37 protein-coding genes and 1 pseudogene are annotated in these 23,250 nt (G+C 70.0%); 22 read left to right on the forward strand and 16 right to left on the reverse strand.

Features of this window, described 5'->3' with window-relative positions; translation table 11 throughout:
- Position 1 precedes the first annotated feature (1 nt).
- From terL to ACE101_RS05085, 15 genes are all read right to left on the reverse strand, one after another.
- Positions 2–1,474, reverse strand: coding sequence for a phage terminase large subunit (gene terL, locus ACE101_RS05015; RefSeq protein ID WP_379138482.1), 1,473 nt, complete (start codon positions 1,472–1,474; stop codon positions 2–4).
- On the reverse strand, positions 1,431–1,811 hold the full coding sequence (locus ACE101_RS05020) for a hypothetical protein (RefSeq protein ID WP_379126461.1): 381 nt from the start codon (positions 1,809–1,811) through the stop codon (positions 1,431–1,433). The genes terL and ACE101_RS05020 overlap by 44 nt, the downstream gene beginning before the upstream one ends.
- 153 nt (positions 1,812–1,964) lie before the next feature.
- Positions 1,965–2,555: a transcription termination/antitermination protein NusG gene (gene nusG, locus ACE101_RS05025; RefSeq protein WP_379126462.1), complete on the reverse strand. Its 591-nt coding sequence runs from the start codon at positions 2,553–2,555 to the stop codon at positions 1,965–1,967.
- Between the two features lie 54 nt (positions 2,556–2,609).
- Positions 2,610–3,032 (reverse strand): Ros/MucR family transcriptional regulator, encoded by a 423-nt coding sequence (locus tag ACE101_RS05030; protein WP_379126463.1) that lies wholly within the window; start codon positions 3,030–3,032, stop codon positions 2,610–2,612.
- Positions 3,033–3,095: 63 nt separating this feature from the next.
- Complete coding sequence (locus ACE101_RS05035) at positions 3,096–4,259, reverse strand: DUF1376 domain-containing protein (RefSeq protein WP_379126464.1); 1,164 nt, start codon at positions 4,257–4,259, stop codon at positions 3,096–3,098.
- Entirely contained in the window at positions 4,256–6,664 is a 2,409-nt protein-coding gene (locus ACE101_RS05040; RefSeq protein ID WP_379126465.1) for a DnaB-like helicase C-terminal domain-containing protein, read from the reverse strand. The genes ACE101_RS05035 and ACE101_RS05040 overlap by 4 nt, the downstream gene beginning before the upstream one ends.
- A gap of 56 nt (positions 6,665–6,720) precedes the next feature.
- The gene (locus ACE101_RS05045) at positions 6,721–6,909 is read right to left on the reverse strand and encodes a hypothetical protein (RefSeq protein WP_379126466.1); all 189 of its coding nucleotides are present in this window, start codon (positions 6,907–6,909) and stop codon (positions 6,721–6,723) included.
- Positions 6,910–6,913: 4 nt separating this feature from the next.
- Complete coding sequence (locus ACE101_RS05050) at positions 6,914–7,582, reverse strand: hypothetical protein (protein ID WP_379126467.1); 669 nt, start codon at positions 7,580–7,582, stop codon at positions 6,914–6,916.
- The gene (locus ACE101_RS05055) at positions 7,579–8,103 is read right to left on the reverse strand and encodes a hypothetical protein (protein WP_379126468.1); all 525 of its coding nucleotides are present in this window, start codon (positions 8,101–8,103) and stop codon (positions 7,579–7,581) included. The genes ACE101_RS05050 and ACE101_RS05055 overlap by 4 nt, the downstream gene beginning before the upstream one ends.
- 3 nt (positions 8,104–8,106) lie before the next feature.
- Positions 8,107–8,493 (reverse strand): hypothetical protein, encoded by a 387-nt coding sequence (locus ACE101_RS05060; RefSeq protein WP_379126469.1) that lies wholly within the window; start codon positions 8,491–8,493, stop codon positions 8,107–8,109.
- Between the two features lie 112 nt (positions 8,494–8,605).
- Complete coding sequence (locus ACE101_RS05065; protein ID WP_379126470.1) at positions 8,606–9,049, reverse strand: hypothetical protein; 444 nt, start codon at positions 9,047–9,049, stop codon at positions 8,606–8,608.
- Positions 9,050–9,395: 346 nt separating this feature from the next.
- Entirely contained in the window at positions 9,396–9,725 is a 330-nt protein-coding gene (locus tag ACE101_RS05070; protein WP_379126471.1) for a sigma-70 RNA polymerase sigma factor region 4 domain-containing protein, read from the reverse strand.
- Positions 9,722–9,874, reverse strand: a complete 153-nt coding sequence (locus ACE101_RS05075; protein WP_379126472.1) for a hypothetical protein — start codon at positions 9,872–9,874, stop codon at positions 9,722–9,724. The genes ACE101_RS05070 and ACE101_RS05075 overlap by 4 nt, the downstream gene beginning before the upstream one ends.
- A gap of 1 nt (position 9,875) precedes the next feature.
- Entirely contained in the window at positions 9,876–10,160 is a 285-nt protein-coding gene (locus ACE101_RS05080; RefSeq protein ID WP_379126473.1) for a hypothetical protein, read from the reverse strand.
- Positions 10,157–10,399, reverse strand: a complete 243-nt coding sequence (locus ACE101_RS05085; protein ID WP_379126474.1) for a helix-turn-helix domain-containing protein — start codon at positions 10,397–10,399, stop codon at positions 10,157–10,159. The genes ACE101_RS05080 and ACE101_RS05085 overlap by 4 nt, the downstream gene beginning before the upstream one ends.
- Here ACE101_RS05085 and ACE101_RS05090 point away from each other — a divergent pair.
- The 16 genes from ACE101_RS05090 (at position 10,398) to ACE101_RS05165 (ending at position 19,480) form a co-directional block, all read left to right on the forward strand.
- Positions 10,398–11,189, forward strand: coding sequence for a helix-turn-helix domain-containing protein (locus ACE101_RS05090; protein ID WP_379126475.1), 792 nt, complete (start codon positions 10,398–10,400; stop codon positions 11,187–11,189). The genes ACE101_RS05085 and ACE101_RS05090 overlap by 2 nt on opposite strands.
- Positions 11,190–11,309: 120 nt before the next feature.
- Positions 11,310–11,591, forward strand: coding sequence for a hypothetical protein (locus ACE101_RS05095; RefSeq protein WP_379126476.1), 282 nt, complete (start codon positions 11,310–11,312; stop codon positions 11,589–11,591).
- Between the two features lie 63 nt (positions 11,592–11,654).
- A complete protein-coding gene (locus tag ACE101_RS05100) occupies positions 11,655–11,870 on the forward strand; it encodes a hypothetical protein (RefSeq protein WP_379126477.1) in 216 nt (71 codons plus the stop codon).
- Positions 11,870–12,271: a hypothetical protein gene (locus tag ACE101_RS05105; protein WP_379126478.1), complete on the forward strand. Its 402-nt coding sequence runs from the start codon at positions 11,870–11,872 to the stop codon at positions 12,269–12,271. Before ACE101_RS05100 ends, ACE101_RS05105 begins: the two co-directional genes overlap by 1 nt.
- Positions 12,271–12,552 carry a hypothetical protein gene (locus ACE101_RS05110; RefSeq protein ID WP_379126479.1) on the forward strand — a complete coding sequence of 94 codons (282 nt, stop codon included), beginning with the start codon at positions 12,271–12,273 and terminating at the stop codon, positions 12,550–12,552. Before ACE101_RS05105 ends, ACE101_RS05110 begins: the two co-directional genes overlap by 1 nt.
- Positions 12,549–12,866 (forward strand): hypothetical protein, encoded by a 318-nt coding sequence (locus ACE101_RS05115; protein WP_379126480.1) that lies wholly within the window; start codon positions 12,549–12,551, stop codon positions 12,864–12,866. The genes ACE101_RS05110 and ACE101_RS05115 overlap by 4 nt, the downstream gene beginning before the upstream one ends.
- A gap of 5 nt (positions 12,867–12,871) precedes the next feature.
- Entirely contained in the window at positions 12,872–13,279 is a 408-nt protein-coding gene (locus tag ACE101_RS05120) for a hypothetical protein (RefSeq protein WP_379126481.1), read from the forward strand.
- Positions 13,276–14,208, forward strand: coding sequence for a PD-(D/E)XK nuclease-like domain-containing protein (locus ACE101_RS05125; RefSeq protein ID WP_379126482.1), 933 nt, complete (start codon positions 13,276–13,278; stop codon positions 14,206–14,208). The genes ACE101_RS05120 and ACE101_RS05125 overlap by 4 nt, the downstream gene beginning before the upstream one ends.
- Positions 14,209–14,228: 20 nt before the next feature.
- Positions 14,229–15,158 (forward strand): recombinase RecT, encoded by a 930-nt coding sequence (locus ACE101_RS05130; protein ID WP_379126483.1) that lies wholly within the window; start codon positions 14,229–14,231, stop codon positions 15,156–15,158.
- Positions 15,159–15,161: 3 nt separating this feature from the next.
- Complete coding sequence (locus ACE101_RS05135; protein ID WP_379126484.1) at positions 15,162–15,626, forward strand: hypothetical protein; 465 nt, start codon at positions 15,162–15,164, stop codon at positions 15,624–15,626.
- An 11-nt stretch (positions 15,627–15,637) separates the two neighbouring features.
- Positions 15,638–16,084 (forward strand): hypothetical protein, encoded by a 447-nt coding sequence (locus tag ACE101_RS05140; RefSeq protein ID WP_379126485.1) that lies wholly within the window; start codon positions 15,638–15,640, stop codon positions 16,082–16,084.
- Positions 16,085–16,110: 26 nt separating this feature from the next.
- Entirely contained in the window at positions 16,111–16,491 is a 381-nt protein-coding gene (locus ACE101_RS05145) for a hypothetical protein (RefSeq protein ID WP_379126487.1), read from the forward strand.
- Positions 16,491–16,718, forward strand: coding sequence for a hypothetical protein (locus ACE101_RS05150; RefSeq protein ID WP_379126489.1), 228 nt, complete (start codon positions 16,491–16,493; stop codon positions 16,716–16,718). The genes ACE101_RS05145 and ACE101_RS05150 overlap by 1 nt, the downstream gene beginning before the upstream one ends.
- On the forward strand, positions 16,718–16,936 hold the full coding sequence (locus tag ACE101_RS05155) for a hypothetical protein (RefSeq protein WP_379126491.1): 219 nt from the start codon (positions 16,718–16,720) through the stop codon (positions 16,934–16,936). Before ACE101_RS05150 ends, ACE101_RS05155 begins: the two co-directional genes overlap by 1 nt.
- Complete coding sequence (locus ACE101_RS05160; RefSeq protein WP_379126493.1) at positions 16,933–17,241, forward strand: hypothetical protein; 309 nt, start codon at positions 16,933–16,935, stop codon at positions 17,239–17,241. The genes ACE101_RS05155 and ACE101_RS05160 overlap by 4 nt, the downstream gene beginning before the upstream one ends.
- 214 nt (positions 17,242–17,455) lie before the next feature.
- Positions 17,456–19,480 carry a DNA cytosine methyltransferase gene (locus ACE101_RS05165; RefSeq protein ID WP_379138484.1) on the forward strand — a complete coding sequence of 675 codons (2,025 nt, stop codon included), beginning with the start codon at positions 17,456–17,458 and terminating at the stop codon, positions 19,478–19,480.
- A 70-nt stretch (positions 19,481–19,550) separates the two neighbouring features.
- On the opposite strand, the gene ACE101_RS05170 is transcribed toward ACE101_RS05165, so the two are convergent.
- Positions 19,551–19,802 (reverse strand): hypothetical protein, encoded by a 252-nt coding sequence (locus ACE101_RS05170; protein ID WP_379126495.1) that lies wholly within the window; start codon positions 19,800–19,802, stop codon positions 19,551–19,553.
- A gap of 77 nt (positions 19,803–19,879) precedes the next feature.
- Between ACE101_RS05170 and ACE101_RS05175 the strand changes: the two genes are divergently transcribed.
- The 6 genes and pseudogenes from ACE101_RS05175 to ACE101_RS05200 form a co-directional block, all read left to right on the forward strand.
- On the forward strand, positions 19,880–21,202 hold the full coding sequence (locus ACE101_RS05175) for an adenine nucleotide alpha hydrolase family protein (protein WP_379126497.1): 1,323 nt from the start codon (positions 19,880–19,882) through the stop codon (positions 21,200–21,202).
- Between the two features lie 90 nt (positions 21,203–21,292).
- Positions 21,293–21,724 (forward strand): hypothetical protein, encoded by a 432-nt coding sequence (locus tag ACE101_RS05180; RefSeq protein ID WP_379126499.1) that lies wholly within the window; start codon positions 21,293–21,295, stop codon positions 21,722–21,724.
- A gap of 4 nt (positions 21,725–21,728) precedes the next feature.
- Positions 21,729–22,616 (forward strand): phage Gp37/Gp68 family protein, encoded by an 888-nt coding sequence (locus ACE101_RS05185; protein WP_379126501.1) that lies wholly within the window; start codon positions 21,729–21,731, stop codon positions 22,614–22,616.
- Positions 22,606–22,938 carry a hypothetical protein gene (locus ACE101_RS05190; protein WP_379126503.1) on the forward strand — a complete coding sequence of 111 codons (333 nt, stop codon included), beginning with the start codon at positions 22,606–22,608 and terminating at the stop codon, positions 22,936–22,938. Before ACE101_RS05185 ends, ACE101_RS05190 begins: the two co-directional genes overlap by 11 nt.
- Positions 22,935–23,096 (forward strand): hypothetical protein, encoded by a 162-nt coding sequence (locus ACE101_RS05195; protein ID WP_379126505.1) that lies wholly within the window; start codon positions 22,935–22,937, stop codon positions 23,094–23,096. Before ACE101_RS05190 ends, ACE101_RS05195 begins: the two co-directional genes overlap by 4 nt.
- A gap of 38 nt (positions 23,097–23,134) precedes the next feature.
- Positions 23,135–23,248 (forward strand): annotated as a pseudogene (locus ACE101_RS05200) (hypothetical protein); the annotation flags it as partial.
- Between the last annotated feature and the right edge of the window lie 2 nt (positions 23,249–23,250).

Here is a 23,250-nt window from a genome sequence, read left to right on the forward strand (position 1 = left end):
GTCAGTCGATCACCCCGAGCATGCCGTAGGTGGGGGCGGACAGCTCCTGGAAGGCGCGCGAGAGGGCGTCGACCTGATCCTTGAAGCTGCCGCTCGGAAAGGATGAGACCTCATCGAGGAAGGCCTCGTTCCAGGCGCCCTTGATGAGGGTGATGTTGCCGGCCTCGGCCTGGGCGGAGACCGGGACAGCCCGGGTGACCTTGTCGCCGCTCTCGGGGGTGGCCCGGGCCGCGAAGCCGGCGAGCGCGCGGACGAGGTACTGAGCCTGGAACTTGCCGGCGCCGCCCGGGTCCTGCGGGAGCGAGATCCGGACGTCGGCGCCGTCGTCGCGGGCGGTGTTGAGGATCATCGCCTCGAGCTTGCCGCTGGAGACGCGATCACGCCTCACGTCGGCGATGTAGAACGTCCCGTCACGGGCGCGGCCGAGGAGCAGGCCGGCGGTGTAGGCCGGCTGCGAGTTGCCCTTGGCCTCGCTCGCCGCCAAGTCCCAGGCCCGCACCCATTCGCAGCCGGCGGGGGCGGCCCGGACGATCCCGAACCAATGCCGCTGGAACAGGCCGCCCTCGCGCGGGGCCGGCCGCTGCTGGTACTGCCCGGCATAGGCGTAGGAGCCGGCATCCCGCTTCAGCGCCTCGACCGTGGCGCGCGGGAATCGGACCGGGTCGAGCAGCTCGCCGTCCTGAGTTCGCGGGTCCGAGAAGTACGGCGTGACGCACCGCCGCTCGGGCTCGAACTCCATCGGCAGGCAGAGGTGCGTGTAGCCCATCCCCAGCTTCAGGATCGTGCCGGAGATGTCGTCCTCGTGCAGGCGCTGCATCACCACCACGATCGCGCTGCGCTCCTGATCGTTGAGGCGGTTGATCGCGCCCTCCCGGAACTTGCGGGTGGTGCGGTTGCGCTCGGCCATGCTCTCGGCCGTCTCGGTCGAGTGCGGGTCGTCGATGATGAGGCGGTCACCGCGCTGCGAGGTGAGCGAGCCGAACGGCACGCCCTCGCGGGTCCCGGTCGAGGTGTTGGCGAACGAGGTCTCGCCGGCCCGGGACAGCACCACCTCGGGCCAGAGCCGCCGGTACCAGGGCGACAGGACGAGGTCGCGCATCTTCCGGGTGTCGCGCGTGACCGGCCCATCGTTGAAGGCGGTGGCGAGGTAGCGCATCGAGCGCCGCCCCTTCGGCCCCCATTCCCAGGCCGGCCAGATCACCGAGACGATCAGGCTCTTCGAGGAGCCGGGTGGGACGTTGATCAGCAGGCGGTTCAGGCGTCCTGCCGTGATCGCCTCAAGGTGGACGCAGAACGCGTCGAGGTGCCAGTTCCAGACCAGCGGCGCGTTGGGCTCCAGCACGCCCCAGGCCGCGCGCACGAACCCGGCCAAGGTCTCGCAGCGGGCCCGGATCACCTCGGTGTCCCGGTCCAGCCGCTCCCGCTCCGCCTCAGCCGCCCGCCGGGCCCTCTCCGCCCTCACCATCCTCAGCATCGCCGCCGGCGGCGCCGGCAAGCGGACCGAGGAGAGCTTCGAGCGCGTCAAGCTGCTCATCCGAGGCCTTGGTCAGATCGGCGGTGAGGATCGGGCCGTTGTTCGGGCCGGTGTGGGCCACGGCTTGCAGCCGCGGGTGCATGTAGGGGGCGGCGTCCTTCGCCAGCGCCGCAGCATCGTCCCAGCGGTTCGCGCCGACATGGCGCCGCATCGCGGTCAGCATCACCTCAAGCGGTGAAATGCCCTCCGCCGAGGCCTTCGCGACGATCTCCTGCGTGCGCCGCGTGACGGAGCCCTTCTTCCGGCCGGCACCGGCGCGCCTACCGCCGTGCGCCATCTTGAATAGCCTTGATTGATTTCATCCGGGCGCAGAATCCGCCCATCGCGGTGGTCGGGAGATCCGCCACCCAGGCCGGCAGGCGCAACGTCTGAGGTCGCAAGCTCACGGTCCGGTCGTCTGCCCGCATAGATTCAGAGCCCTCTCCCTGAGTCAAGCGGCGTCGAGCTGATCGGGTGTGAACTCCACCGGGGTCATTCGACCGAACAGCCGGACCCCAGCCTTGATCACGCCGCTCTCCAGCACTTCCTCAACCTCCGCGAAGAATGACATGAACGGGCCATTGACGATCCGGCGCATCTCGCCGACCTGAAACCGGGCCGCCGCGGCACGCCGTTGGCCTTCCTCGGTATCATCCCGATCGTGACCGGCGAGCCTGTCGGCGAGGAGCTGCAGGGCATCCGAGGGGAATGGCAGGGGCTCGCGAACCCCAAGCACGCGCAAAACGTGCTCGCAGTTGAACAGGACGCTCGTGCCGAGCCGGTTCATCAGGGCGCCATCAATCCCGACGAAGACGTAGCTCGCGAACCACTTCTCCTCGGCTTCGACGATGCGGCCGCGACGCTTCACCGTGACCCGGTACTGCGGGAGCCACGTGTCGACCCCCTCCCGCGCCAGCGCCTCCACGGCCTTCCGCTCGCGCAGCGGCAGGGTCTGCACCACGAACCAGGTCTTGGCTTGGTCGATCATGCGGCGCTCCTCGGTGCGACGGCGATTGCGGTTGCTGCGGGACTTGCGGGCCATGCCTGGGCTCTTCGAGGCGACGGTGGGCCGGCACCACAGCGCCGGCCAGGAGGATCACGCCACGGCGGCGAGGGCCGGCTTGCGCCCGAGCCCGATGCTCTTCGCGAGCTCGCTCCGCTGGGCCGCGTAGTTCGCCGCGACCATCGGGTAGTCGATCGGCAGGCCCCACTTGGCCCGGTACTGCTCCGGCGTCAGTCCCCGCCCCGACAGGTGCCGCTTGAGCGACTTGTAGGGCTTGCCGTCCTCCAGGCTGATGATCGCGTCCGGCGTGACGGTCTTGCGGATCGGCACCGGCGGGACGAGCGCCGGCGCCTCGGGCTCGGTGGGCCGGCCCAGCGCGACGATCGCGCCGTGCACCGCCGCGATCAGGGCGGGCAGCTCGGTGGTCGGGACGGCGTTGCGGGCGACGTAGGCCTCGACGATGCGGGCGGTCAGGGTGGCGTGGAGGTCGGATCGGGTCGTGGGCGTGTCGGTCATGGTCGGTCTCCGGTGGTGGGGCGGCAGGGCCGCCCGGGGATGGCCCGCGGGGCGGGGTTCGGGTCAGGCGGCTTCGCTGATCAGCAGGCGGGCCGGGATGCGGCAGCCGGGCTGTCCTGGCGGTGGGCCGACGAGGTGCTCGATCCATGCCGTCGGGTCGCTGCGGTGCTTCTCGACGAACACCCGCAGCACGGCCTCGCCGTAGGCGCCGTAAGGGCTGCCGAGGTCGATCAGGTCCTCGGGCTTCGGCGGCGCCGGCGGCTTCGGGTTGAGCCCGCTGGCGGCCCGGGCATCGCGTTGGGCCTGGACCCGCTCGGCGACGGCGTTGGCGACGATGGGCCAGGTCCGGATCGGCGTGCGGCGGCAGGCGATCTCGCGCAGCGCCGGGACGATCTCGGCCTCGAGGTCGAGGCCGTCGCGGACGAGTTGCACCACCGGCCGGGCGTCAGCCTCGACGGCGAGCGGCCATGTCGACGGAAGGATCTCCCGGCAGCGGGCGGCAATCCGGTCGAAGCCCGCGGCGGTGTCGCATTCGCGGACCGTCGAGGCGGCCGGCGGCGCGGCGGGTGGCGGCTCCGTGGGGGGTACAGGATCACAGGCCGCCGCCTGTAGATTCTTCTCTGTACTGCTATGCCCTGCTATGGGTGAACGTAACGATCCACGTGACGTCGCCATCTGCAGACCGTCACGTTGCTCGTGACGTACTCCGTGACGTGGTTCGTCGCGTTGCTCGTCACGTTCCTCGTAACGATCAACGTCACGTGGACCGGTTTTGTTGATTCCATTGAGTTTTTTGCCCCCGGACGGGGGGTCGTCATCGTGATCGACGCGGGCAAGGCGCGCTTTCGTCGCCGCGGCTGTGCGCATGCGGCGGTCCTCGCGGGTTTTCGCGGCGCGCATCACGTCGGCGCACAGAACCCGATGATAGAGCCGCCCATCCGAGCAAAGGACGAAGCCACGGAGCGCCACCTCGCGGACCTTCTTCCAGCGCGCGCCAGCCCCCGAGAAGGCCGCCAGGAGCCGCTCGTCGTTCGGCAGCGACCCGGCTGGAACCTGCTGCCAAGCGCGGCCCCACAGCGCCACGGCGGCCTTGAATTCCTCGCCCGTGGACAGCGCCCAGAGTTCCGAGGCGAACAGGCGCTCGACGTCGAGCAGGAAGGCCGAGAGGCCGCCGATGTCCGTGTCGGGCGGCACGAGCGGCGCGGGAAGGTCGGACGGCGTGCTCATGCAGGCCCCCTGGCGTGCGATGCGATGGTGGAGGAGGCGACGTCGACCCACAGGTCCAGCGTCGGCGTGGGGCCCGCCCGGTTCTTGCCGAGGATCATCTCGAGCGCGTTGCGCTTCTCGATCAGGCGGGCCGAGAGGTCGGCGTCGTTGGGGTTCGCCTTGACCTTCTTCTCGAGGTAGTAGCCCTCGCGGTAGAGGAAGAGCACGACATCAGCGTCCTGCTCCAGCTCGCCGGAATCGCGCAGGTCCGCGAGCGATGGGCGGCGATCGGCGCGGCCCTCGGCCTCGACGCCGCGGTTGAGCTGCGTGAGCAGCACCACGCAGATGTCCTCGGCCTTGGCGAGGGTCTTCAGCGCGCCCGAGATCTCGCCGACCTCCAGCACCTTGTTGCCCTTGTAGCGCTCCGACACCCGGATGAACTTCAGGTAGTCGATGAACACCACGCCGAGCCGCTGGCCGATGCGCTCCAGGCGCTTCTTCTCGGCCTTCACGCCGGCTTGGATCTGGGCGATGGACACGCCCGGCTCGCACTCGATGCGCAGCTGAAGCCGGCTCAGCCGCTTCTGCGCGTCCTCCAGCCGCCACAGGTCCTCGTCGTCGAGGTCGACGGCGTGCATGATCGACCCGAAGGTCAGCGGCCGATGCGCGGCGTAGCAGAGGTCCGCGAGGTAGCGCGCCATCATCTGGTCGCGGGTCACCTCCAGCTGGAAGACCAGCACGCCGTTGTCGCGGGCCGCGTAGCGGGAGAGGGAGGTCAGCGTGACCGTGTTGTGGGTCACCACGTGGTCGTCGGTGATGTAGAGGCGCGTCGGGTGCGAGACCGCGATGCAGCGGCATGGGGCCTCGCCATCGGGCGAGATGGACTCGATCGTGAGCACCCTGAACCAGGACCGATCCTTTAGGCGCTCGGCCTTGCGGGGCAGCGTGAACGCCGTGGCGATCGCGCGCCCCGTGATGCAGACTTGGTGAGCGTCCTGCTTGCGGACGCGCCCCTCGGCCATAGATCCGAGATGGGCCTCCTTGGTCGACGAGGTGGCCCAAAAGCCGAGCGAGCGTGCCAGCTCGACGATATCCCGGGCGAGGCGCGGTGAGGCGGTGGAGAACCGCGCCGACCCCTGGCGCTCAACCCATCCGGCCGTGTCGAGCAGTCCCTGCAGAAGGGCAAGACGTTGCTCGCGGCTCGCGTCCAGATAAGCCCGCGGCAGGAACTTGCTCTCGGCCCGCGATCCCAACAGCCCGAGATCGGCGAGGATCGCCCTGACGCCGTTGCGGCGCCCCCCGCTTGTCACGAGGTAGTCGATGCCGCCCTGAGGGCTGAGCACATGCCCTTTAGGCAAGGCGGACGCGACGCGCGTCCTGATCTCCGCGTCCGGCAGGGAGATCCGCACCCGTCCCGTCGAGAGGCCGCCATCGCCAATAATGACGCCGAGCAGCCAAGGATCAAGCGGCAGATCCGTCGAGGTGCCGATCTCTCCGCTGTGGAGCCGAACCATCAGCCGCCCGCGGTATCGGGCGCGCCCAAGCATCTCGATCAGCTTCGAGGTTTCGAGGACGCGCGCGGCCGGCCAATCCCGGTAACGCACCTCCCACAGGTGCTCGGCGCAGCAGCGCGTCTCGCGCCCGTCCGAGAACGCGATGCGGTAGACCGGCTTGGTGCCCTGGTCGAAGACGCCGATGACCTGTGACGGCGCCCCGTCAACGGACGATACAGCGTCGCCGACGTTGAGATCACCCATGGCGCGCCAGCCCGCGGGGGTATGCACCTTCGCGTCGAGCGGCTGCGCCTTCCCCATGCCCGGGCGACCGGCGAGCAGCCACAGCTGGCCCCGCCCGAAGCCGCCGGCCGTGGCGCGATCAAGCTCCTGCAGCCCGGTCGGGATCGTCGGGACCTGGATCTCGCCGGCCCGCATGCCACGGATGCGCTCGATCATCCATGCCGCACCCTCACCCGCCGTCATGCCGGCGAGGTGGGCCTTCGGCGCCGAGGCGCGGGCGTCGAGCAGATCAAGCTCGGCCTCCTCGATCATGGCGTCAGGCGTGACCTCGGGCCCGTCGAACCGGGCGCGGTCCATCAGCCGCTTGCCGGCCTGGACAAGGTCGCGCCTGATCGCGAGTTTCCGAATCGACTGCGCATAGCCAGCCGCGCCGATCACGGTGATCGCCTCGGCGTGCAGTCGAGCAAGGTACTGACTTACCGTGAGGCCTCCGAGATCGGCGTCGCCCAGGTATGGCTTCAGGGTCGCCACGGTCGCTGGGATGCCTTGCTCGGCGAGCCCAGCGAGCGCGCGAAAGATGCTCGCATGTACCGGCTCGAAGAAGTGCTCCGCTCCAACGATCGGGCTTACAACGGCGAGCGCGTCGTTGTTCTGAAGCAGCGCGCCCAGCAGGGCCTGCTCGGTCTCCACGCTGTGCGGGAGCGTCTCGTCGAGGGCCGCGGGGGCGAAGGGGACGACGCGACTGCTCATCGCCGCCCCCGCTCGCATTCGAGCTGGCGGCTCACGGCCATCCACGCGTCGAACGCCTCGACCGCGGCGCGCATGTCGATGAGGCGGCCGGAACTGCGAGCGATGAGCAGTGCGGACCGGAACGCCTCGAACGCGTCGATCTCGCGGCGGTCGGGCTGCGGCCGGAGGTGAACGAGGTCGCCCATGGCGCTACTCCGCAGCGAGAAGCGAGGGCGCGGCCGGCACCGCGAAGCGCGCCACGTCGCCGGGACACGTGAGCCGCCGCCGCTGGCCCGGCGGGATCATCTGGATGCCGGTGCACAGCGGATCCGCGGCCCAGCAGAACCACGCGTAGGCCGTGGCCGTGGTGCCGTTCGGCTCCCAGCGCCCACGGTGCATCGGCACGCGCTCGACGTAGGGGGCGAACAGGGTGACCGGCCGCAGCCGGAACAGGCGCTCGTAGCGGCCTGCACCCTCCAGCCAGGACACGCGGCACAGCAGCGCCACGATGGGCGCAAGCGCCAAGGCGCGCAGCGCGAAATCGGCAGCCGCTTTGAACGGGGGGTTGGTCACGATCGCGTCGACCGTGTGTGCCGGAGCGCCGGGCCCGGTGGCGAGGAAATCGCTGACGTCGTAGCCGCGGCCATAATCGAAGATGTCGGAGGCCAGCACGGCCGGTACCGTCTCGCGCAGGACCTCGGCCATGTGGCCCTCTCCGCAGGCGGGATCCCACGCGCTGCGAATCGGCTGAGGCGAGAGCAGCGGCAGGACGTGGCGCACGAAGGCGCGGGTCGCCCACGGGGCTGTGGGGAAGTAGTCGAGGGACTTGGGCGGCTCGCGGCGCCCCGCCATCACGGCGCGGTGGTTGAGGGGGATCATGCCGCGCTCCGCGGCCGAGCACCAAGCGGCCCTGCCATGAATCGGCCGGCGTGGTTGGGGGCGAAGTGGCAGACGGCTCCGACCCATAAAGCTAAAGAATCGGCCTCGTCATCGCGCTGCACATCCCAGCCATACCGGCGAGCGACGTGCATCATCATCTCTTTGTCGGCGCGTCCATGGCCGGCGAACTGCTTCTTGTTCGTCGAAATGTTTTGCTCGACGCATCGGATGTTGGCGCGATGCGCCACCATTTCGGTCACGCCGGACAGGCACATCAGCTTGCGCGCCGTCTTGATGTGCGTCTTCGGGCCCCGGTGGATCGGGGCCTCCAGGATGATCAGCGCGATGTCCTCGCCCGCGATCTTGAGGTTCAGCCAGTCTTGGTAGAGCGCCAGGAGCTTGCCGATGTCGTCGCCGGTGTCTGGCAGTCCGTAATGGCCGAATCCCGGGTCGCCATCTGGCGCGCCGAGCGCCCAGCCGGTCGACTTCACCGAGATGTCGAGGGCGAGGATCTTGCGCATGGCTCAGTGCACCGCCGGCTCGAGCTTCTTCACGCCGGCCTTGATCCGCTCGGCGTTCTCCGCGCCCTGAGCGACACCGGGATCCACCTTCGGCGGATCCTCGAACATGTCGGCTTGGTCGTTCAGACCGAGCTTGTCGCAGTAATCGGCGAGCGAGCGCATGAAATCCCGGCGCTTGTCGGTCTCCATGCCCTGCAGCTTCATGGCGAGCTTGAAGGCCGGGCGGTTGATGCCGTGCGTCTCTTCGGCGTCCTTGATGGCGGAGCCGAGCTCGCCTCGGGCCTCGTCCAGGTCCGCCTTGATGCCCTGGCACTTCCCGACCAGGGACTTCAGCACCTCGGGGTGGATCCCTTTCGGCTTGGTGCTCTTGCCGCCAATCTTCTCGGCCACGTCGTCGCTCCACAGTTGGGCGGCGCGCAGCCGCCGGGTTAATCAGGAATCGGAGAGGGCATCGGCCCGGCCGGGCGTGCAGGGGGCGAACGTCGCCGCGGCCGCGGCGCGCTCAGCCACGGCTCACCGCCCCCGCCGATCCTCCCGCTCCGGCCGCCGCTCGCGCTCCCAGAGCCGGGGCATCCATTCCCGCGGCAAGCGCATCTGCCGCGCCAAGAACAGCCTGAGCCGCAACAACAGCAGGGTGGTCAGCCCCGGTGATCTCGGCGGTGACGGCGAGGTCATGGGCGAGTTTCCTCAGTTGCCGCTCTCTCTCGGCGGCGTGGGCGGACTGCAGGGTCTTGAGAATGTCCGACCAGACCCGCTTCGGCGGGCGGTAGCGCAGCGACCACTGGGCGCTGTAGGGCACACCGTAGCGCGTCGAGATCCGGCGCATGGCGTTCGCGGTGTCGCCCGGACCCCGCGTCTCCCAGGAGAGCAGGTCGGCCGCGAGTGATTTGGCGTAGATGACGTCCGCTTCAGGCATTTGCGTCACCCGCAAAGGCTTTTTGCACATCTGCAAATCCGCTCCTGTTCTTATGTGAACGGGAGAGGAGGTCATGCGGATGGAGGTTGATCGGGTACGCATATACTACCGAGCCACCGCGAATGCTTGCCGGCGAACGGCGGTGGCAAGGAAAGGACAGGCCCGGCCGGGCCACGAAGGGGGCGCAGAGGTCCCGGCCGGGCCGCTCGGCCGCGCCAAGGGGGCACGAGGCGCGGCGGGAGGAGATGTGGAGGGAGAGGTTGCGCCCGGTCCGGTGCAGACAGGGGCCGGTTGCGGCCGGACCGGGCGCGCCGCCGGATGGGCCAGGATTGCTGGGCCGGCGGGTCTCGGAGACGAGGGACGCGCGCATCGCGGCTCACTCCCCGTCCTGATTGCACGAGGGACGACGCCCGGCTGGCGCGGGGCTGTCGCCCAGCACGGCACGCCGGATCGCCAGAGCGGCGGTGCGCTGGGTGATGCCGTATCGCTCGGCGATCTCTGGCAGCGTCATGCCGACGTGGTGCAGGAGAGCGATCTTGCGCTCGGGATACAGCGTGCCGCCCGGCATGCGCGACGTGCCGCCGAGACACTTGACCGTGAAGGGCGAGACGCCGACCGCACGGGCGGCGGCGCTGATCGTGATGTGCCGCTCCAGCGCCTGAGCGATCGCGGCCCGGGACACGCGGCGGGAAGGCTGCGCTGTCATGGGCGCGTCCCGAGCACGATCACGCTCGGCCCGTTCGGCTGGACCGGCACCGCCCGGGTCTCCGGCCGGGCTGCCAGCACCACGAACACCACCAGCGCGGCGGCGATGGCGTGGCCGGCGAGGATCAGGCCGAGGTCGTCCTGGCGCATCTCAGGCCTCCCGCTCAATGAGGAGGTCGCCATCCGCGGAGAGACGGCGCTCGCCGCGCGCCAGCACCGCCGACATGCCGCGGCAGGGCCGCGGGCGCGGGTCGCGCGTCGCGAGGCTGGCGGCACCGCCGCGGCGCTCGTCGAGCAGGCGCCACAGCTGCGCCTCGTGTTCAGGAGCGAGGATCACGGTGGCGATCTCGCCCGCGGCGGGGAGCGCCAGGAGCAGGAGATTTCCGACAGAGCCTGCTTCCAGCGGACCGATGGTCTTGCGCGAGTGGCGGGTCATGCCGCGGCTCCCGCTGCTCCTGGATTCATTGCGGCGCCGGATGGCGCGTCTCGATCACGCAGCAGATCCGCCGCCGTGACGAGCCCGCCGGTCCCCTCGACGATCTTCCTGATCGTCGCGCCGCGCGGGTCGCGCTCGCCGCGCAGGATGCGCGTGATGGTTGACGCAGGCACACCGATTCGCGCCGCGAAATTCGCAGGCTTCAGGTCGTGCTCGGAGAGGTAGGCCGCGAGATCCATGCCACAGGATTTTGCCATATGGCAAGGAAAGTCAAGCGTGATTTGCCAACAGGCTCTGGAGCACGGACAAACTTATCCGCACTTTTGCCGCATGGCCCTCTCGGAACTGAAGCGTCTGCGCGAGCAGAAGAACCTGTCGCAGGAAGCGCTGGCGAATGCCGTCGGGCTGTCCGTTTCGCAGATCTCGCGCTTTGAGAGTGGAAAGCGCGAGCCGAGGCTGGTCGACCTCGAAAAAATGGCGGAGGTTCTAGGAGTCGCGGTACAAGAGATCCTGCACCCCGACACCAAACCCTCAAACCTCATTCAGGTTGGCCTCTTGCCCGTTCCAATTATCGGCCGCACCGCAGCAGGCGTGTTCCGAGAAGTTGTCGAGTTCGACGATGCGGAACCTGAGTACATCTTCGAGCCGGAGGATGAGGAGTTTCCAAAGGCACGGAGATTCGCTTTGTTGGTTGAGGGCGACAGCATGAATGCTGCCGATCCGCCTATGCCCGATGGCGCGCGTGTCGTATGTGTGGACTTCGGATCGACAGGGCAGCCGTTCCAGGACGGCATGATCGTTGTCATCGAGCGCACCCGAGAAGGTGGCCATCTCCGAGAATGGTCAGTTAAAGAGATAGAACTGCACGATGACGAGGTGTGGTTCTGTCCACGCTCGACGAACTCGCGTCACAAGCCGATCAAAATCTTGAATGATCCATCCGATAAGGGGTGGTCGTCATTGGAGGTTATCGGGCTTGTTAGGGACGTCTCGATGCGCGTCCGTCCTAAATATCTCCGCAAGCGCTGAAATACACGCGAAAAGCGTTATCCCCATCATCCACAGATTGTTAATTGGCGCAGAAAGGAATCGACAGGCCGGGTACGAGTGAGAACATAATAGGAACATTCCACCTGGGAGGTGCGCTGAATGTTCGACGAGGTTCCCACGGTCCGCGCCCGGTTCCTGATGGGGCTGCGCTGTCACAACTGCCACCACATGACGAAGCGGGTGATCGAGTCACCCGATCTCGAAGACGCGCCTTGCTCAGTCGATGAGCTGCTTCAGAGCGCGTGGCTACAGCGGCAGAGCTTCAGCTGCGCCGAGTGCGATAACCCTGTTGCGACCCTCGTGAGTGTTAAGCAGCTGGCGCTGGACGACGATTTCGTACCCGTTGCCCATGAACCTTGCCATATGGCAAATAGCGCTTGACCCGTATTTTGCCATTTGGCAAGATTGCTCCATCGCCTCTCACCGACGCGATGGAGACCCCCAGTGCTCACCCGCCCCCAACCCGACCTGATCGCGGCCGCCGGCCGCAAGCCGTGTATCGAGCGCTCACCCTGGCCCGGTGAGGACCTGGCGCCCCTCAACGACAACGAGCGCCGGCCCGGCCTCGCCCTGATGTTCGGCACCATCGTCGTTATGGGCATCGTCGGCATTGGCGCGCTGGGCTGGGGCGTGGCGGTGCTGGTCGGGGGTGGGCTGTGATGGCCGCCGCCAGCCGCACCACCGCCCGCGCACTCGCCGCAGCGCGCCTCTCCGCCGCCTACGATGCGTGGTGCTCCGCCGAGCGCTACCTCGACGAGGTCACCGTCGCGCTCCATGCCGGCGACACCGGGCTGTCCCGGACCGGCGCGTCCGACGACGCCGTGATCCGCGAGGCCCGCGAGCGCGCCTTCGCTGCCCGCCGCGCCTACGACACGCTCCGCTTCGAGCTGCTGACGCCGGAGGAGCACAGCCTCACCCCGAACGACGAGGACGACATGGCCTCGGCGCTGCGGCTGCGGCTGCGCGCCAACGAGGACGCCGAGGCGGACGTCGCGGGCGTCGATTTCCTGACGGCCGGGCGGGACGAGTACGTCCTGCAGGTGACCGGGCGGGGGCTGTGATGGCGGCCACCGTCATCCGCCTCGACAGCCGCCGGGCCGTCGATCCGGCCGCGCTGCCCGCCTTCGCCGGATTCCAGCATCAGCTGCGCGCCGCGGCGGCGGCCGAGCACGCCGCGCCGCTCCTGCTCATCGCCAGCGATCTCGCCCGCCTCAAGGCGCTCGCTGCGCAGGCCGAGCCGGCGCTCGCCCGGCAGATCCTCGACGTCCTGTCGCACACGGCGGGCGTGATCATCCCCGAACTCGACGCGGCCGCGTCGCACCTGCGGAGCGTGGGGCGATGACCTCTGCCCAGCAAGCCGCCACCGCGGCCCATCTGCACCTGCTCGACGCCCCCACGCCCTGGTGGTCGCTGGCTGCGAGCAGCCGGTGCATCGCCGACGCCCAGGGCCGCCCGCGCGTCCTGATCCTGCCCGTCGCCGGCGGGTCGCTGGCGGAGGACGTCGCCCTCGCGACCGCCGTGGCCCGCCTCATCAACGAGGCCGCCGGCGTGCCCGACGCCCCCGTCGAGGCGTCCCATGATCCCGATCACCTCGACGCCGTCGGCGCCGAGAGCGCGCATTTCCGGCGGCGCGTTGGCGCCCGGGCGGGGGAGTGAGGGCGATGCTGCCCGTTCACACGCCGGCTCCAGCCGCCCTCGCCAAGCCGCCCTACGGCTCGCCCTGCAACAACTGCGGCCTGTGCTGCCGGGCCGAACTCTGCCCGCTCGGCTTCGCCCTGTTCGGGACCTGGAAGGGTCCCTGCCCGGCCCATGAGGCGGGCGAGCACGGCTTCACCTGCGGCCTCGTCGCCAACCCGCAGCGGTATCGGCCGGCGCGCGTCCTGGCCCGCGGGCGCTCGGCGCTCTCGCAGGCCGCCTTGCGCCTGATCGGATCGGGCGTCGGCTGCGACGCCCTCGCGGAGGGCGAGCGGCCCGACCCGGGCGAGCGGGCGCGGTTCCGGACGGCCATGGAGGGGCGGGAGCGCGAGATCCGCCGGGCGAAGATCCTCTGGGGCGTGGGTGATCGATGAGCACGCACAGCCCGGCCAGCTTCGCCGACGGCATCTACTTCGGCCTGGACGAAGCGCCGTACCACGCCGACCCGGCGCTCGGCTCGTCCGACCTGAAGCGCCTCGCGGCCGAGCCGGCGGACTACTGGTTCGGTTCGGCGCTCAACCCGAACCGGCCGGCCGAGGAATCCACGCCGTCGCAGATCATCGGCAAGGCGGTGCACAAGCTGGTGCTGGAGGGGCAGCAGTCCTTCGCCGCCCGCTTCGTCCGCCGGCCGGATGACCTCCCGCGGCTCGACGCCAAGGCCCGTGCCCGGCTGGCGCCGAACGGCGAGGACGTGCTCCCGGGCGAGGAGTTCGACCGGGTTCAGCAGGCTTCCGCGGCCGTGCTGGCCAACCCGCACCTCGCCGCATCCTTCACCGGCGGCATGCCCGAGGTGTCGATCTTCTGGACCGACGCGGTGGACGGCGAACCGGTGCGGCGCAAGGCGCGGTTCGACTACCTCAAGCCGCGCGCGGTCGTCGACCTCAAGAGCACGCGGCCGAGCCGCCCGACCTCGTTCCGGGCCAACTGCCTGCGGGCGATGGCCGAGTACGGCTATCCGGTCCAGGCCGCGGCCTACCTGCAGGCCCGCGCGCAGCTGGCGCGGCTTGCCGCCGAGGGCCGGGTGCATGGGGACCACGACCCCGCGTGGCTCGCCCGGGTCGCGGCGGCGCCGGCCTATGCCTTCGTCTTCGTGTTCTGGTCGACCGGCGACGCGCCGCTGACGTGGGGCGTGTCGCTCTCGCCCGGCAACGAGGTGCTCGCGAAAGCCGAGAAGACCGTCGAGCTCGCCCTCTGGAACTACGTCGCCGCGCGCCGCGAGCACGGCCTCGACGCGCCTTGGGTCAACCACGACCCGCTCACCGAAATCGACATCACAGACCTGCCCGCGTGGTGGGCCCGCTGACCCCTGACAGGAGGACCTTCATGGCTGCATCCACGGTCGTCGCCGAGCGCAACCCGAACGCCAACCCACTCGTGCTGGTGCGCGAGCAAATCCAGAGCCGCGAGGCCGAGTTCGCCGCGGCGCTGCCGGCCCACATCCCGGTCGAGCGCTTCAAGCGCGTGCTCCTCACCGCGGTTCAGAACAACCCGGACCTGCTGAAGCTGGAGCGGCGCTCGTTCTTCAACGCCGCGATGCGAGCCGCCCAGGACGGCCTGCTGCCGGACGGGCGCGAGGGCGCGATCGTCGAGTTCAAGGGCCGTGCCCAGTGGATGCCGATGATCGCCGGCATCCGGAAGAAGGTCCGCAACTCGGGCGAGATCGCCACCTGGGAGGCGAACGTCGTCTTCGAGAACGACCACTTCGAATACCAGCTCGGTGACGAGCCGAAGATCGTCCACACGCCGGTGCTCACGAACCGCGGCAAGCCGATCGCCGCCTACTCGATCGCGGTGCTCAAGAGCGGCGAGCGCTCCCGCGAGGTGATGACGATCGAGGAAATCGAGAAGGTTCGCAGCGTCAGCCGGGCGAAGACCGGCGGGCCGTGGTCGCAGTGGTGGGAGGAGATGGCGCGCAAGACGGTGGCGCGCCGGCACAGCAAGGTGCTGCCGCTGTCGTCCGACCTCGACGACCTGCTCCGGCGCGACGACGAGCTCTACGATTTCGGCCAGCGCCGCGGGCAGCAGGACGGGCAGGTGACCGGGCTGTTCCAGCCCGTCGCCAACCCGCTCGCGGACACGATCGAGCATCAGGCCGACGCGGAGGCAGGCGCCGTGCTGCCTACGGGCGCCGAACCGGATGAGGACGACCGCGGCGCCGATGGCGGTCCGGCCGAGGACGAGGACGACTTCCCGGGCAACGACGCGATCGACGCAGCGCAGGCCGGCCGGCGCTCCCCGCGGCGGGAGGGCTGACCCATGCGCGCCCTCCCCATCACCATTAGCGCGGACGGTGACAGCGCGTTCGGCGTGACGGTCGCTGACCAGCACGCGACGCTGCTCGGCTGGGAGGAGATGATCGGCCTTGTCGCCGTTCTGACCCACGCCGAGATCCGCACCGGGCGCTTCGGCATCAGCAAGGCGGCGGCGCTCGTCGCCGCGGAAGCGCCGTGCGTCCCGCGGCGGGAGGCGGCCGCGGCGGCTGAGGCTGCAGGCGAGCCGGAGCCCGCGGTGCTCCGCATGGAGGCGACCCGGGCCGCAAACCTCGCCGCGCAGCTGCGCGAGTTGGCGACGTGGCTCGACGGATTCCGGGCCTGCGCCGGGGACGATTCGACCCGGATGCCGCCACGCAGCGTGGATGCGCTCAGCGATGTGGCCTTCGAGCTGTCGCTCGCCGCAGTCCGCGCCCGCGGCGACGACCTCGACGACGCAATTCCCTTCTGAGGAGCGCCACCATGCTCGCCGCCTCCACGCCCTGCCAGGGCTACGCGCCGACGCGCGGGCGCCGCAGCCGCGCCGCGCGCCAAGACGCTCAGCGCCAGGCCCTGCCGCTGCCCGAGATCATCGTGGTGGAGGCAGGCGGCTACGACACGGCGGTGAGCCGGCCCGACGCGGTGGTGCTTGACCGGACCTACCGCTGCCTGCGGTGCGGCCGCCACCGCCTGGACCTGCGCTGGCGGGGCACGTTCGACCTGCTGGCCTTCGTGCTCACCACCCACGTCGGCCTCGCGGTGAGCCGCGCCGACGCGATGGCCGCGGCCCGCCCGGGCGAGCGGATGAGCGACCCGCTGCAGGCCCAGCTGCTGCGGCGCGCCAACACCGTTCTCGCCCCTCTGCACCTGCGCATCGAAACGATCTGGGGCGGCTCGCTCCGCCTCGTCGCCATCCCGGGAGACGCCTGACCATGAGAGCCGCCGACCTTCGCGATATGGACCTCCCCTCTCTGCGGCTCGCCGCCGACATCGCCGCCCGGAATCAGGGCGACGTCGCCCTGCTCGCGGCCCGATTCGTGGCTGGCGTCGACGACAGCATGCGTCACACCCGGCGCGCCGCCGCGCACACCGACGCGCAGGCCCGCGACATGCTCGCGGTGGCGGGGCTTGTCGGGCTGGTCGAGCGCCACGCCGACCGGCTGCTGCCGATCCTCGAAGCGCTGGAGGCGGGCCGGGAGGTCGTCATCCGGCAGAGCCGGGCGGCGGAAATGGTCCGGCCCCGAGCGGCGCCGACGCGGCCGCACTGGCCGGCGATGCGGCGCTCGGGCGTGGCGGCCGGGCACCTCGCGGTCGCGATGCAGGCGGAGGTGCGGTGATGGCTCAGCCCACCCCCATCGCGCCCCGCTATCAGCTTGTCCGCTGCACCTGCGGGTGCGGGACGATCTCCCTCTGGCTGCTGACCGGAGCCGGGCAGCCGATCGCGAGCATGCCGATGACGCCGGGCGCCGCGGAGTACCTGCGGGACGCGCTGACGGAGACGCTGGACGGCGCGCCGGACGGGCGTGGCCCGAGTGAGCGTCCGGCGGCGGGAGGGCTGCATTGATGGTGGCCGCCCCCACCCCGCTCCCCGCGGGCGCCTGGAGCCTGCAGCCCGTCCCCGCCGCCGACGGCTCGGTCCGGCTCGACGTCCAGTTCGGCACCGACGACGGCCCGACCTCCGTCAGCATCCACCTCACCCGCGACGAGGCGCGCAACTTCGCCCGGGCCACGCTGGCCGCGGCGGGGGATGCGTTCGAGCGGACGCAGGGCGGCGGGCGATGACTCGCACGCTCAACATCCCGATGCAGGTGGTCGACGCCGCCACGGGCGAGGTGATCGAGGAGCGCACGGCCGAATTCCGGCTGATGCCGCCGGCTGACCCGCAGGCCTGCCAGACCTGCGGACGCCGCCACCCGCCCGAACAGCCGCACGACGCGACCCGGCTGCACTACCAGTACAGCTTCCGTGCCGAGCACGGCCGTTGGCCGACCTGGGCGGACGCGGTCGCGCACTGCGCTGAGCCGATCCGGGAGGCGTGGGAGGCCGAGCTGCGCAGCCGCGGCCTTTGGCCGGAGGCGCAGTCGTGACCCGCTGGCCTCTCCCCTGGGACCCGCCGCCGGTCCTGGCCCGCACCGGGCAGTGCCTCGTCCCCTCCGACCTCTCGTGGCGCCGGTCCGATCAGCTCGTGAAGCTCGGGCTCGCCACCCTCGATCCGCATCACCGCCGCTGGCTCGGTCTGCTGACGCTCACGGAGGCCGGCCGATTCGCCCTTCCGATCCCCCTCGTGACCAGGTCCGCATCATGAAGCGCAAGCTGCTCGTCGCCGACCTGCTCTGCGGGGCCGGCGGTTCCTCGACCGGTTGCCAGCGCGCGCTCGCGGAACTGGGGCTCGAAATGGAGCTCGTCTGCGTCAACCATTGGCCCGTCGCCATCGCGACCCACGAGCGCAACCATCCCGAGGCCCGGCACTACGTTCAAGACATCGCGACGGTCCGCCCGCACCTGCTGGTGCCCGAAGGCTACCTCGACCTCCTGATGGCCTCGCCGACCTGCACGCACCACTCGGTCGCGCGGGGAGGCAAGCCGACCTCGGATCAGCAGCGCTCAGATCCCTGGCACATCATCACGTGGCTGACCGAGCTGCGGGTGAAGCGGATCATCATCGAGAACGTCTGGGAGTTCATCAGCTGGGGCCCGGTCGACCATCGCACCGGCAAACCCGTGGCCTCGCGCAAGGGTGAATACTTCCGCGCATGGATCGACACCATCAAGCGCCTGCGCTTTCGGCCCGAGTGGCGCAAGCTCAACGCGGCCGATTTCGGCGACGCCACCACCCGGACGCGCTTCGTCCTGATGGCGCGGTCGGACGGCAAGCGGCTCGTCTGGCCGGTCGCGACCCATCACCGCCGCGGCGCCGCTGCGGACCTGTTCTCGGGCGCGAAGCCCTGGAAGCCGGCCCGCGACATCATCGACTGGTCGATCAAGGGCCGGTCGATCTTTGCTCGGAAGAAGCCGCTCGCTCCGAAGACGCTCGCGCGCATCTACGCTGGCGCCCAGAAGCACGGGTGGCCCGAACCCTTCCTCGTCGTGCTGCGCAACCACATGGCCGCGCAGGGAATCGACGCGCCGCTGCCGACGATCGCCGCCGGCGGGCAGCACATCGGGCTCGCGCAGCCCGTCATCCTCAAGCAGAGCGTGGACGAGCCGGCGCCTACGGTAATGACGCAGGCGCGGATCGGCATCGCCGAGCCCGTCATTGTCAACATGAAGGGGCGCTCGACGGCCACGCCCTCGGCGGAGCCGCTTCCGACCCAGACGGCACACGCCGCTCACCTCTACGCTGCCGAGCCGATCATCCTGTCCCAGCACACCACCGGGGCGCCGCGCACGGCCGCGGATCCTCTGCCGACCGTGATGACGGGTGGCGCGGCCTCGGAACGACCCGGCTGCGCCAGGCCGATGCTGGTGGAGCCATTCGTCCTCTCGGCCGCCCACGGCGTCGATGCCGGCGAGGCTGACCCGCACAGCCGGCGCAGCAAGAGCGTGGAGGAGCCCTTGGGCACCGTGCACGCCGGCGGCGGCAATTTCGGCGTGGTCGAACCCTTCGTGCTCTCGCGCCACGCTGAAGGTGCGGCACGCTCGGTCGACGAGCCGACGCCAACCCAGGTCGCCAAGCACTCGCACCTGCTGATCTCGCCCTATTACGGCTCGGGCTCAGGCGAGACGTGCGTGACCGGTGATGTCCCGCTGCCGACCGTTACGTCCAAGGGCCGCTTCGGCATGGTGGTGCCGGTCACCCAGTCGGGCGAAGGTGCGGCGGCCCGGGACGTGGCAGATCCGGTCCCCACGATGACGACGGCCAAGGGCGGTGAGTTCGCGGTCGTCATGCCGATCACGCATCACGACGGGAGCGACCGGGTGCGCGATCCCTCGGTCGATCCGCTGCCAACGATCACCACGGCGCACCGCGGGGAACTGGCCTTCATCGCTGCGCAGTTCGGTGAGCGCGAGGGGCAGGCGCCCCGAACCCACGACCTCGACGCGCCGACGCCCACCCTCTGCGCTACCGGCCGGGTCAACCTCGTCGAGGGCACCGAGACCTACGACATCCTGTTCCGGATGCTGGAGCCGCACGAGCTGGCCGCTGCGATGGGCTTCAACACCGACGAGGCGCGCTACGAATTCACCGGCACGAAGACGGAGCAGATCAAGCAGATCGGCAACGCCGTCTCGGTCGCGAAGATGAAGGCCTGCGTCAGCGCCATCATGGCCGACGCCGCCCCGGTCCGCACCGCCTCCGCCCAAACCCTCTTCGCGGCGGAGTGACGGGATGACGGTGCGCATCCTCACCGGCGACAGCCGCGATGTGCTCATGGTGCCGTGCCACCCATACCTGCTAATGCAGCGTGAAGCTTTTCATGTCGTAGATGAGAGTCATCTTCACGACCATCTCTGTGACAATTCCAAGCAAAGCCTCGCGAATCGCCTCCGATCCGCCGTTGAAATGCAAATAAAAGCAGGAAATCTTATTCTCGTCTTTGGGGCGCCCAAAGTGGAAGCTCGCGATACATTCGCCGCCGGGGAGGCTACGGGCTTCAGAGAGAATGATCGCTTCGATCTGAGCCCGGGATTTCGGCATGCGCTGCATGGCAGGCACTCCCATTGGAGAGCCCGTTTGCGCTCCTCCAGCACGGGCGTCGCCCACATTAATCAAGGTTGCTGCCGATGAGCGCGACCCGGCTCGCCGACCTGTTCGCGGGGGACGCGGCCCGCCTCGTTTACGACGAGGCGGTAGCGCTCACCCTGCAGTCGCTCCTCGCATACGGCCCACTGCACCGCCACTGGGGCATCGCATGGTCCGGCGGCAAGGACTCCACCGCGATCCTTACCCTGGTCGTGCACCTCATCGAGAGCGGTCAGCTGCCCCCGCCCGAGACGCTGACGGTCTACTACGCCGACACCCGCATGGAGCTGCTCCCGCTCTCCATCGCTGCGGCCGAGATCCGCCAGCAGCTCACCCGCTTCCCCTGGATCCGCACGCGCGTCGTGATGGCGCCGCTCGACAAGCGCTTCCTCGTCTACATCCTCGGCCGGGGCGTCCCACCGCCCAACAACAACACGCTTCGCTGGTGCACCCGGCAGATCAAGGTCGACCCAATGGCGGCAGCGATCGCCGCCGACCTCGACGCCCTCACTACACCGGATCTCTCGGACGCGCTGGTTGATGCGATCGGCCACAACGGCGGTCCCGCCCTCGCTGACGTCCCCGAGGACTTGGCGCCCGAAGCCCGCGACACGGTGCTCATGATCACCGGGGTGCGCCAGGGCGAGAGCGCGATCCGCGATCGGCGGATCGAGATGTCGTGCGGGCGGGACGGCGCCGAGTGCGGCCAGGGCTGGTACCAGCTGGCGGTGCCTGAAGCGCGGGGCGTGCGCGGCCGGATCTTCACCCTCGCGCCGCTGCTGCACTGGCGGGTCTGCCACGTCTGGGACTGGCTGCGCCTCTACGCGCCCGCGCCGCAGTACGGCGAGTGGTCGACCGCGATGGTGGCGGACGCCTACGGCGGCGATGAGGCCGAGGAGCTTGCGGCGCGCACCGGCTGCATCTGCTGCCCGCTCGCCAGCAACGATCGAGCGCTCGACACCGTCATCCGGCATCCGGCCTGGGCCTATCTGGCGCCGATCAAGCGCCTGCGGGCGATCTACGGGCAGTTGCGCCGGCCGGAGCATCGGCTGCGCAAGCCGGGCGCGGAGACCCTGAAGGACGGCTCGATCGCCAAGAACCCGCAGCGGCTTGGGCCGATCACGCTGCCGGTGCGCCTCGCCGCGCTTGAGGAGATCCTCGGTATCCAGGCCGAGGTGAACGCTGGAGCGTCAGCCACGGGCCGGCCGGCCATCAACATCCTGAACACCGAGGAGGAGGCGCGCATCCGCGCGCTGATTGCTGCCGGGACCTGGCCGGACGGCTGGGCCGGCGACGAGCCGACCGGCGATGTGCCGCTCGATGCCGTCTTCCCGGACGGTTCGGTCCAGCCGCTACTGGTGTGAGGCGCAGATGCTAGCCACCGTTCCCCGCCCGTTCCCGAACAACCTTGATCCAGGTCAGACTTTGTCGACCCGGGGGCTTTGGAGGTTCGCGTGACGTTCGCACCAGCCTTCACCCGCTTCGACGGTGCGGAGATCTGGCCCACCCTCTCACGCCAGGAGCAAGCTGAGATCGGCGCCATCGCGATCGAGATGGTGGCCGCCGCACGGCTGAGCCGCCGCGTCTACGAGGATCAGCTCGGGCCCGTGCTCGAACGAGCGGCTGAGGCCGCCGAAGGCCTGCTGGCCCACCTGCTCGACGGCGCTGTGGCGGACGCACTGCCCGACGGCGCCCTGGAGGCCAACGACGGCGTGACGCCCCGCATCCCATCCCTGCTCGGCGGCGTCTGCCGCACCTGCGGCTGCACCCAGAACGACGCCTGCCCGGACGGCTGTGGCTGGGCAGGCCCGGATCTCTGCACCGCGTGCGTCGGCGACGGGTCGCCCGTAGCCGCGGACCTCGAACCCTCATCCGCTGGAGCCTGACGCCGTGGCCGTGAACAGCAAGATCGAATGGTGCCACCACACCTTCAACCCGTGGGTTGGCTGCACGCGGCTCAGCCCGGCATGCGACCACTGCTATGCCGAGGTCTGGTCGCGCCGGACCGGGCAAGCGCACCTCTGGACCGGTGAGCGCCGTCGCACCAGCTCCTCGAACTGGCAGCAACCGCTGAAGTGGAACCGTGCCGCCGCGGCGGTCGGCGAGCGGCACCGCGTGTTCTGCGCCAGCCTCGCCGACTTCTTCGACAACCAGGTGCCGGGCGAGTGGCGGGACGACGCGTGGCGCCTGATCGCTCGGACTCCGCACCTCGACTGGATGCTGCTGACGAAGCGCCCGCAGAACATCGCCAAGATGCGGCCGGTGATGGACAGCAGCGCTCCGGGCTATCAGCCCTGGAACGAGCGATGGCCCTGGCAGAACGTCTGGCTGGGGACGACGATCGAAGACCGGGCGCGGCTGAGGAACCTCGACGCGTTGCGGGCGGTCCCCGCCCGTATTCGCTTTATCTCCTGCGAGCCGCTCCTTGAAGACCTCGGCGAGGTCGACCTCACCGGCATCCACCTCGTGATCGTCGGCGGCGAGAGCGGCCCCGGCGCCCGGCCGATGCACCCGGATTGGGCGCGCTCGCTGCGGGACCAGTGCGCGGCGGCCGGGACCGCCTTCCACTTCAAACAATGGGGCGCCTGGGCTCCGAAGGCCATCGGCCCGGACTGGATGATCCTCGACCGGGAGGGCGGCCTCGACATCCCGGATGATCGCTGCGCGGACGAGGAGGCAGGCGAGATCGCCGTCACCTGCGTCGGCAAGAAGGCCGCCGGCCGCCTCCTCGACGGGCGCACCCACGATGAGATGCCGGAGGTGGCCCGTGGGTCGTAGGCCGCCGCCCCCGACCGCCGAGGAGCGCCAACGGGCCGCCGAGGCCGCCCGCACGCTCCGGGCCATCATCGCCGGCAAGGCGCCGCTCGGTGCCCGGGCCGTGATGCACGTCGACATGAGCCGGCCGCGGCGGTCCGCGTGGATCGAGACCTGGGAGGGCGCCCCCGGGCTGGCGCGGGTCAACGGCGCGTGGACGCACGAGCTCCTACCGGGCTGGCAGTACACCCGCGCCGAGGTCCGGGCCGAGCTGATCCCCGACCTCGAAGCGCTGGCGGAACGCGGCGAGCTGCCGACCGAGGCGACGAGCATGGAGGCGTCATGAGCACCTTCGACATCATCCTGCTCGGCGCCGTCGCGCTCTACGCGCTGTTCTGCGCCACCCCCTACGGCTGGCGCGCCGTGCGCTGGCTGGGCTGCGCCATCGGCTTGATTGGGCTCGCACTCGCGAGCATCGGACGTGAGAAGGGGGAGGGGCGGTGAGCGCAGGATCAGCACCGACGGACGTCATGACCCTGGCGATGGTGGCGGAGCGCTGGTCCTGCTCGGAGCGCAACGTTCGACGCTTGGTCGAAACTCGTGAGCTGGAGGCCTTCCGACTCGGCAAGAAGCTGATCAGAATCCCACGGCGGGCGGT

The organism is Methylobacterium carpenticola (assembly GCF_042748905.1).
Lineage (GTDB): Bacteria > Pseudomonadota > Alphaproteobacteria > Rhizobiales > Beijerinckiaceae > Methylobacterium > Methylobacterium carpenticola.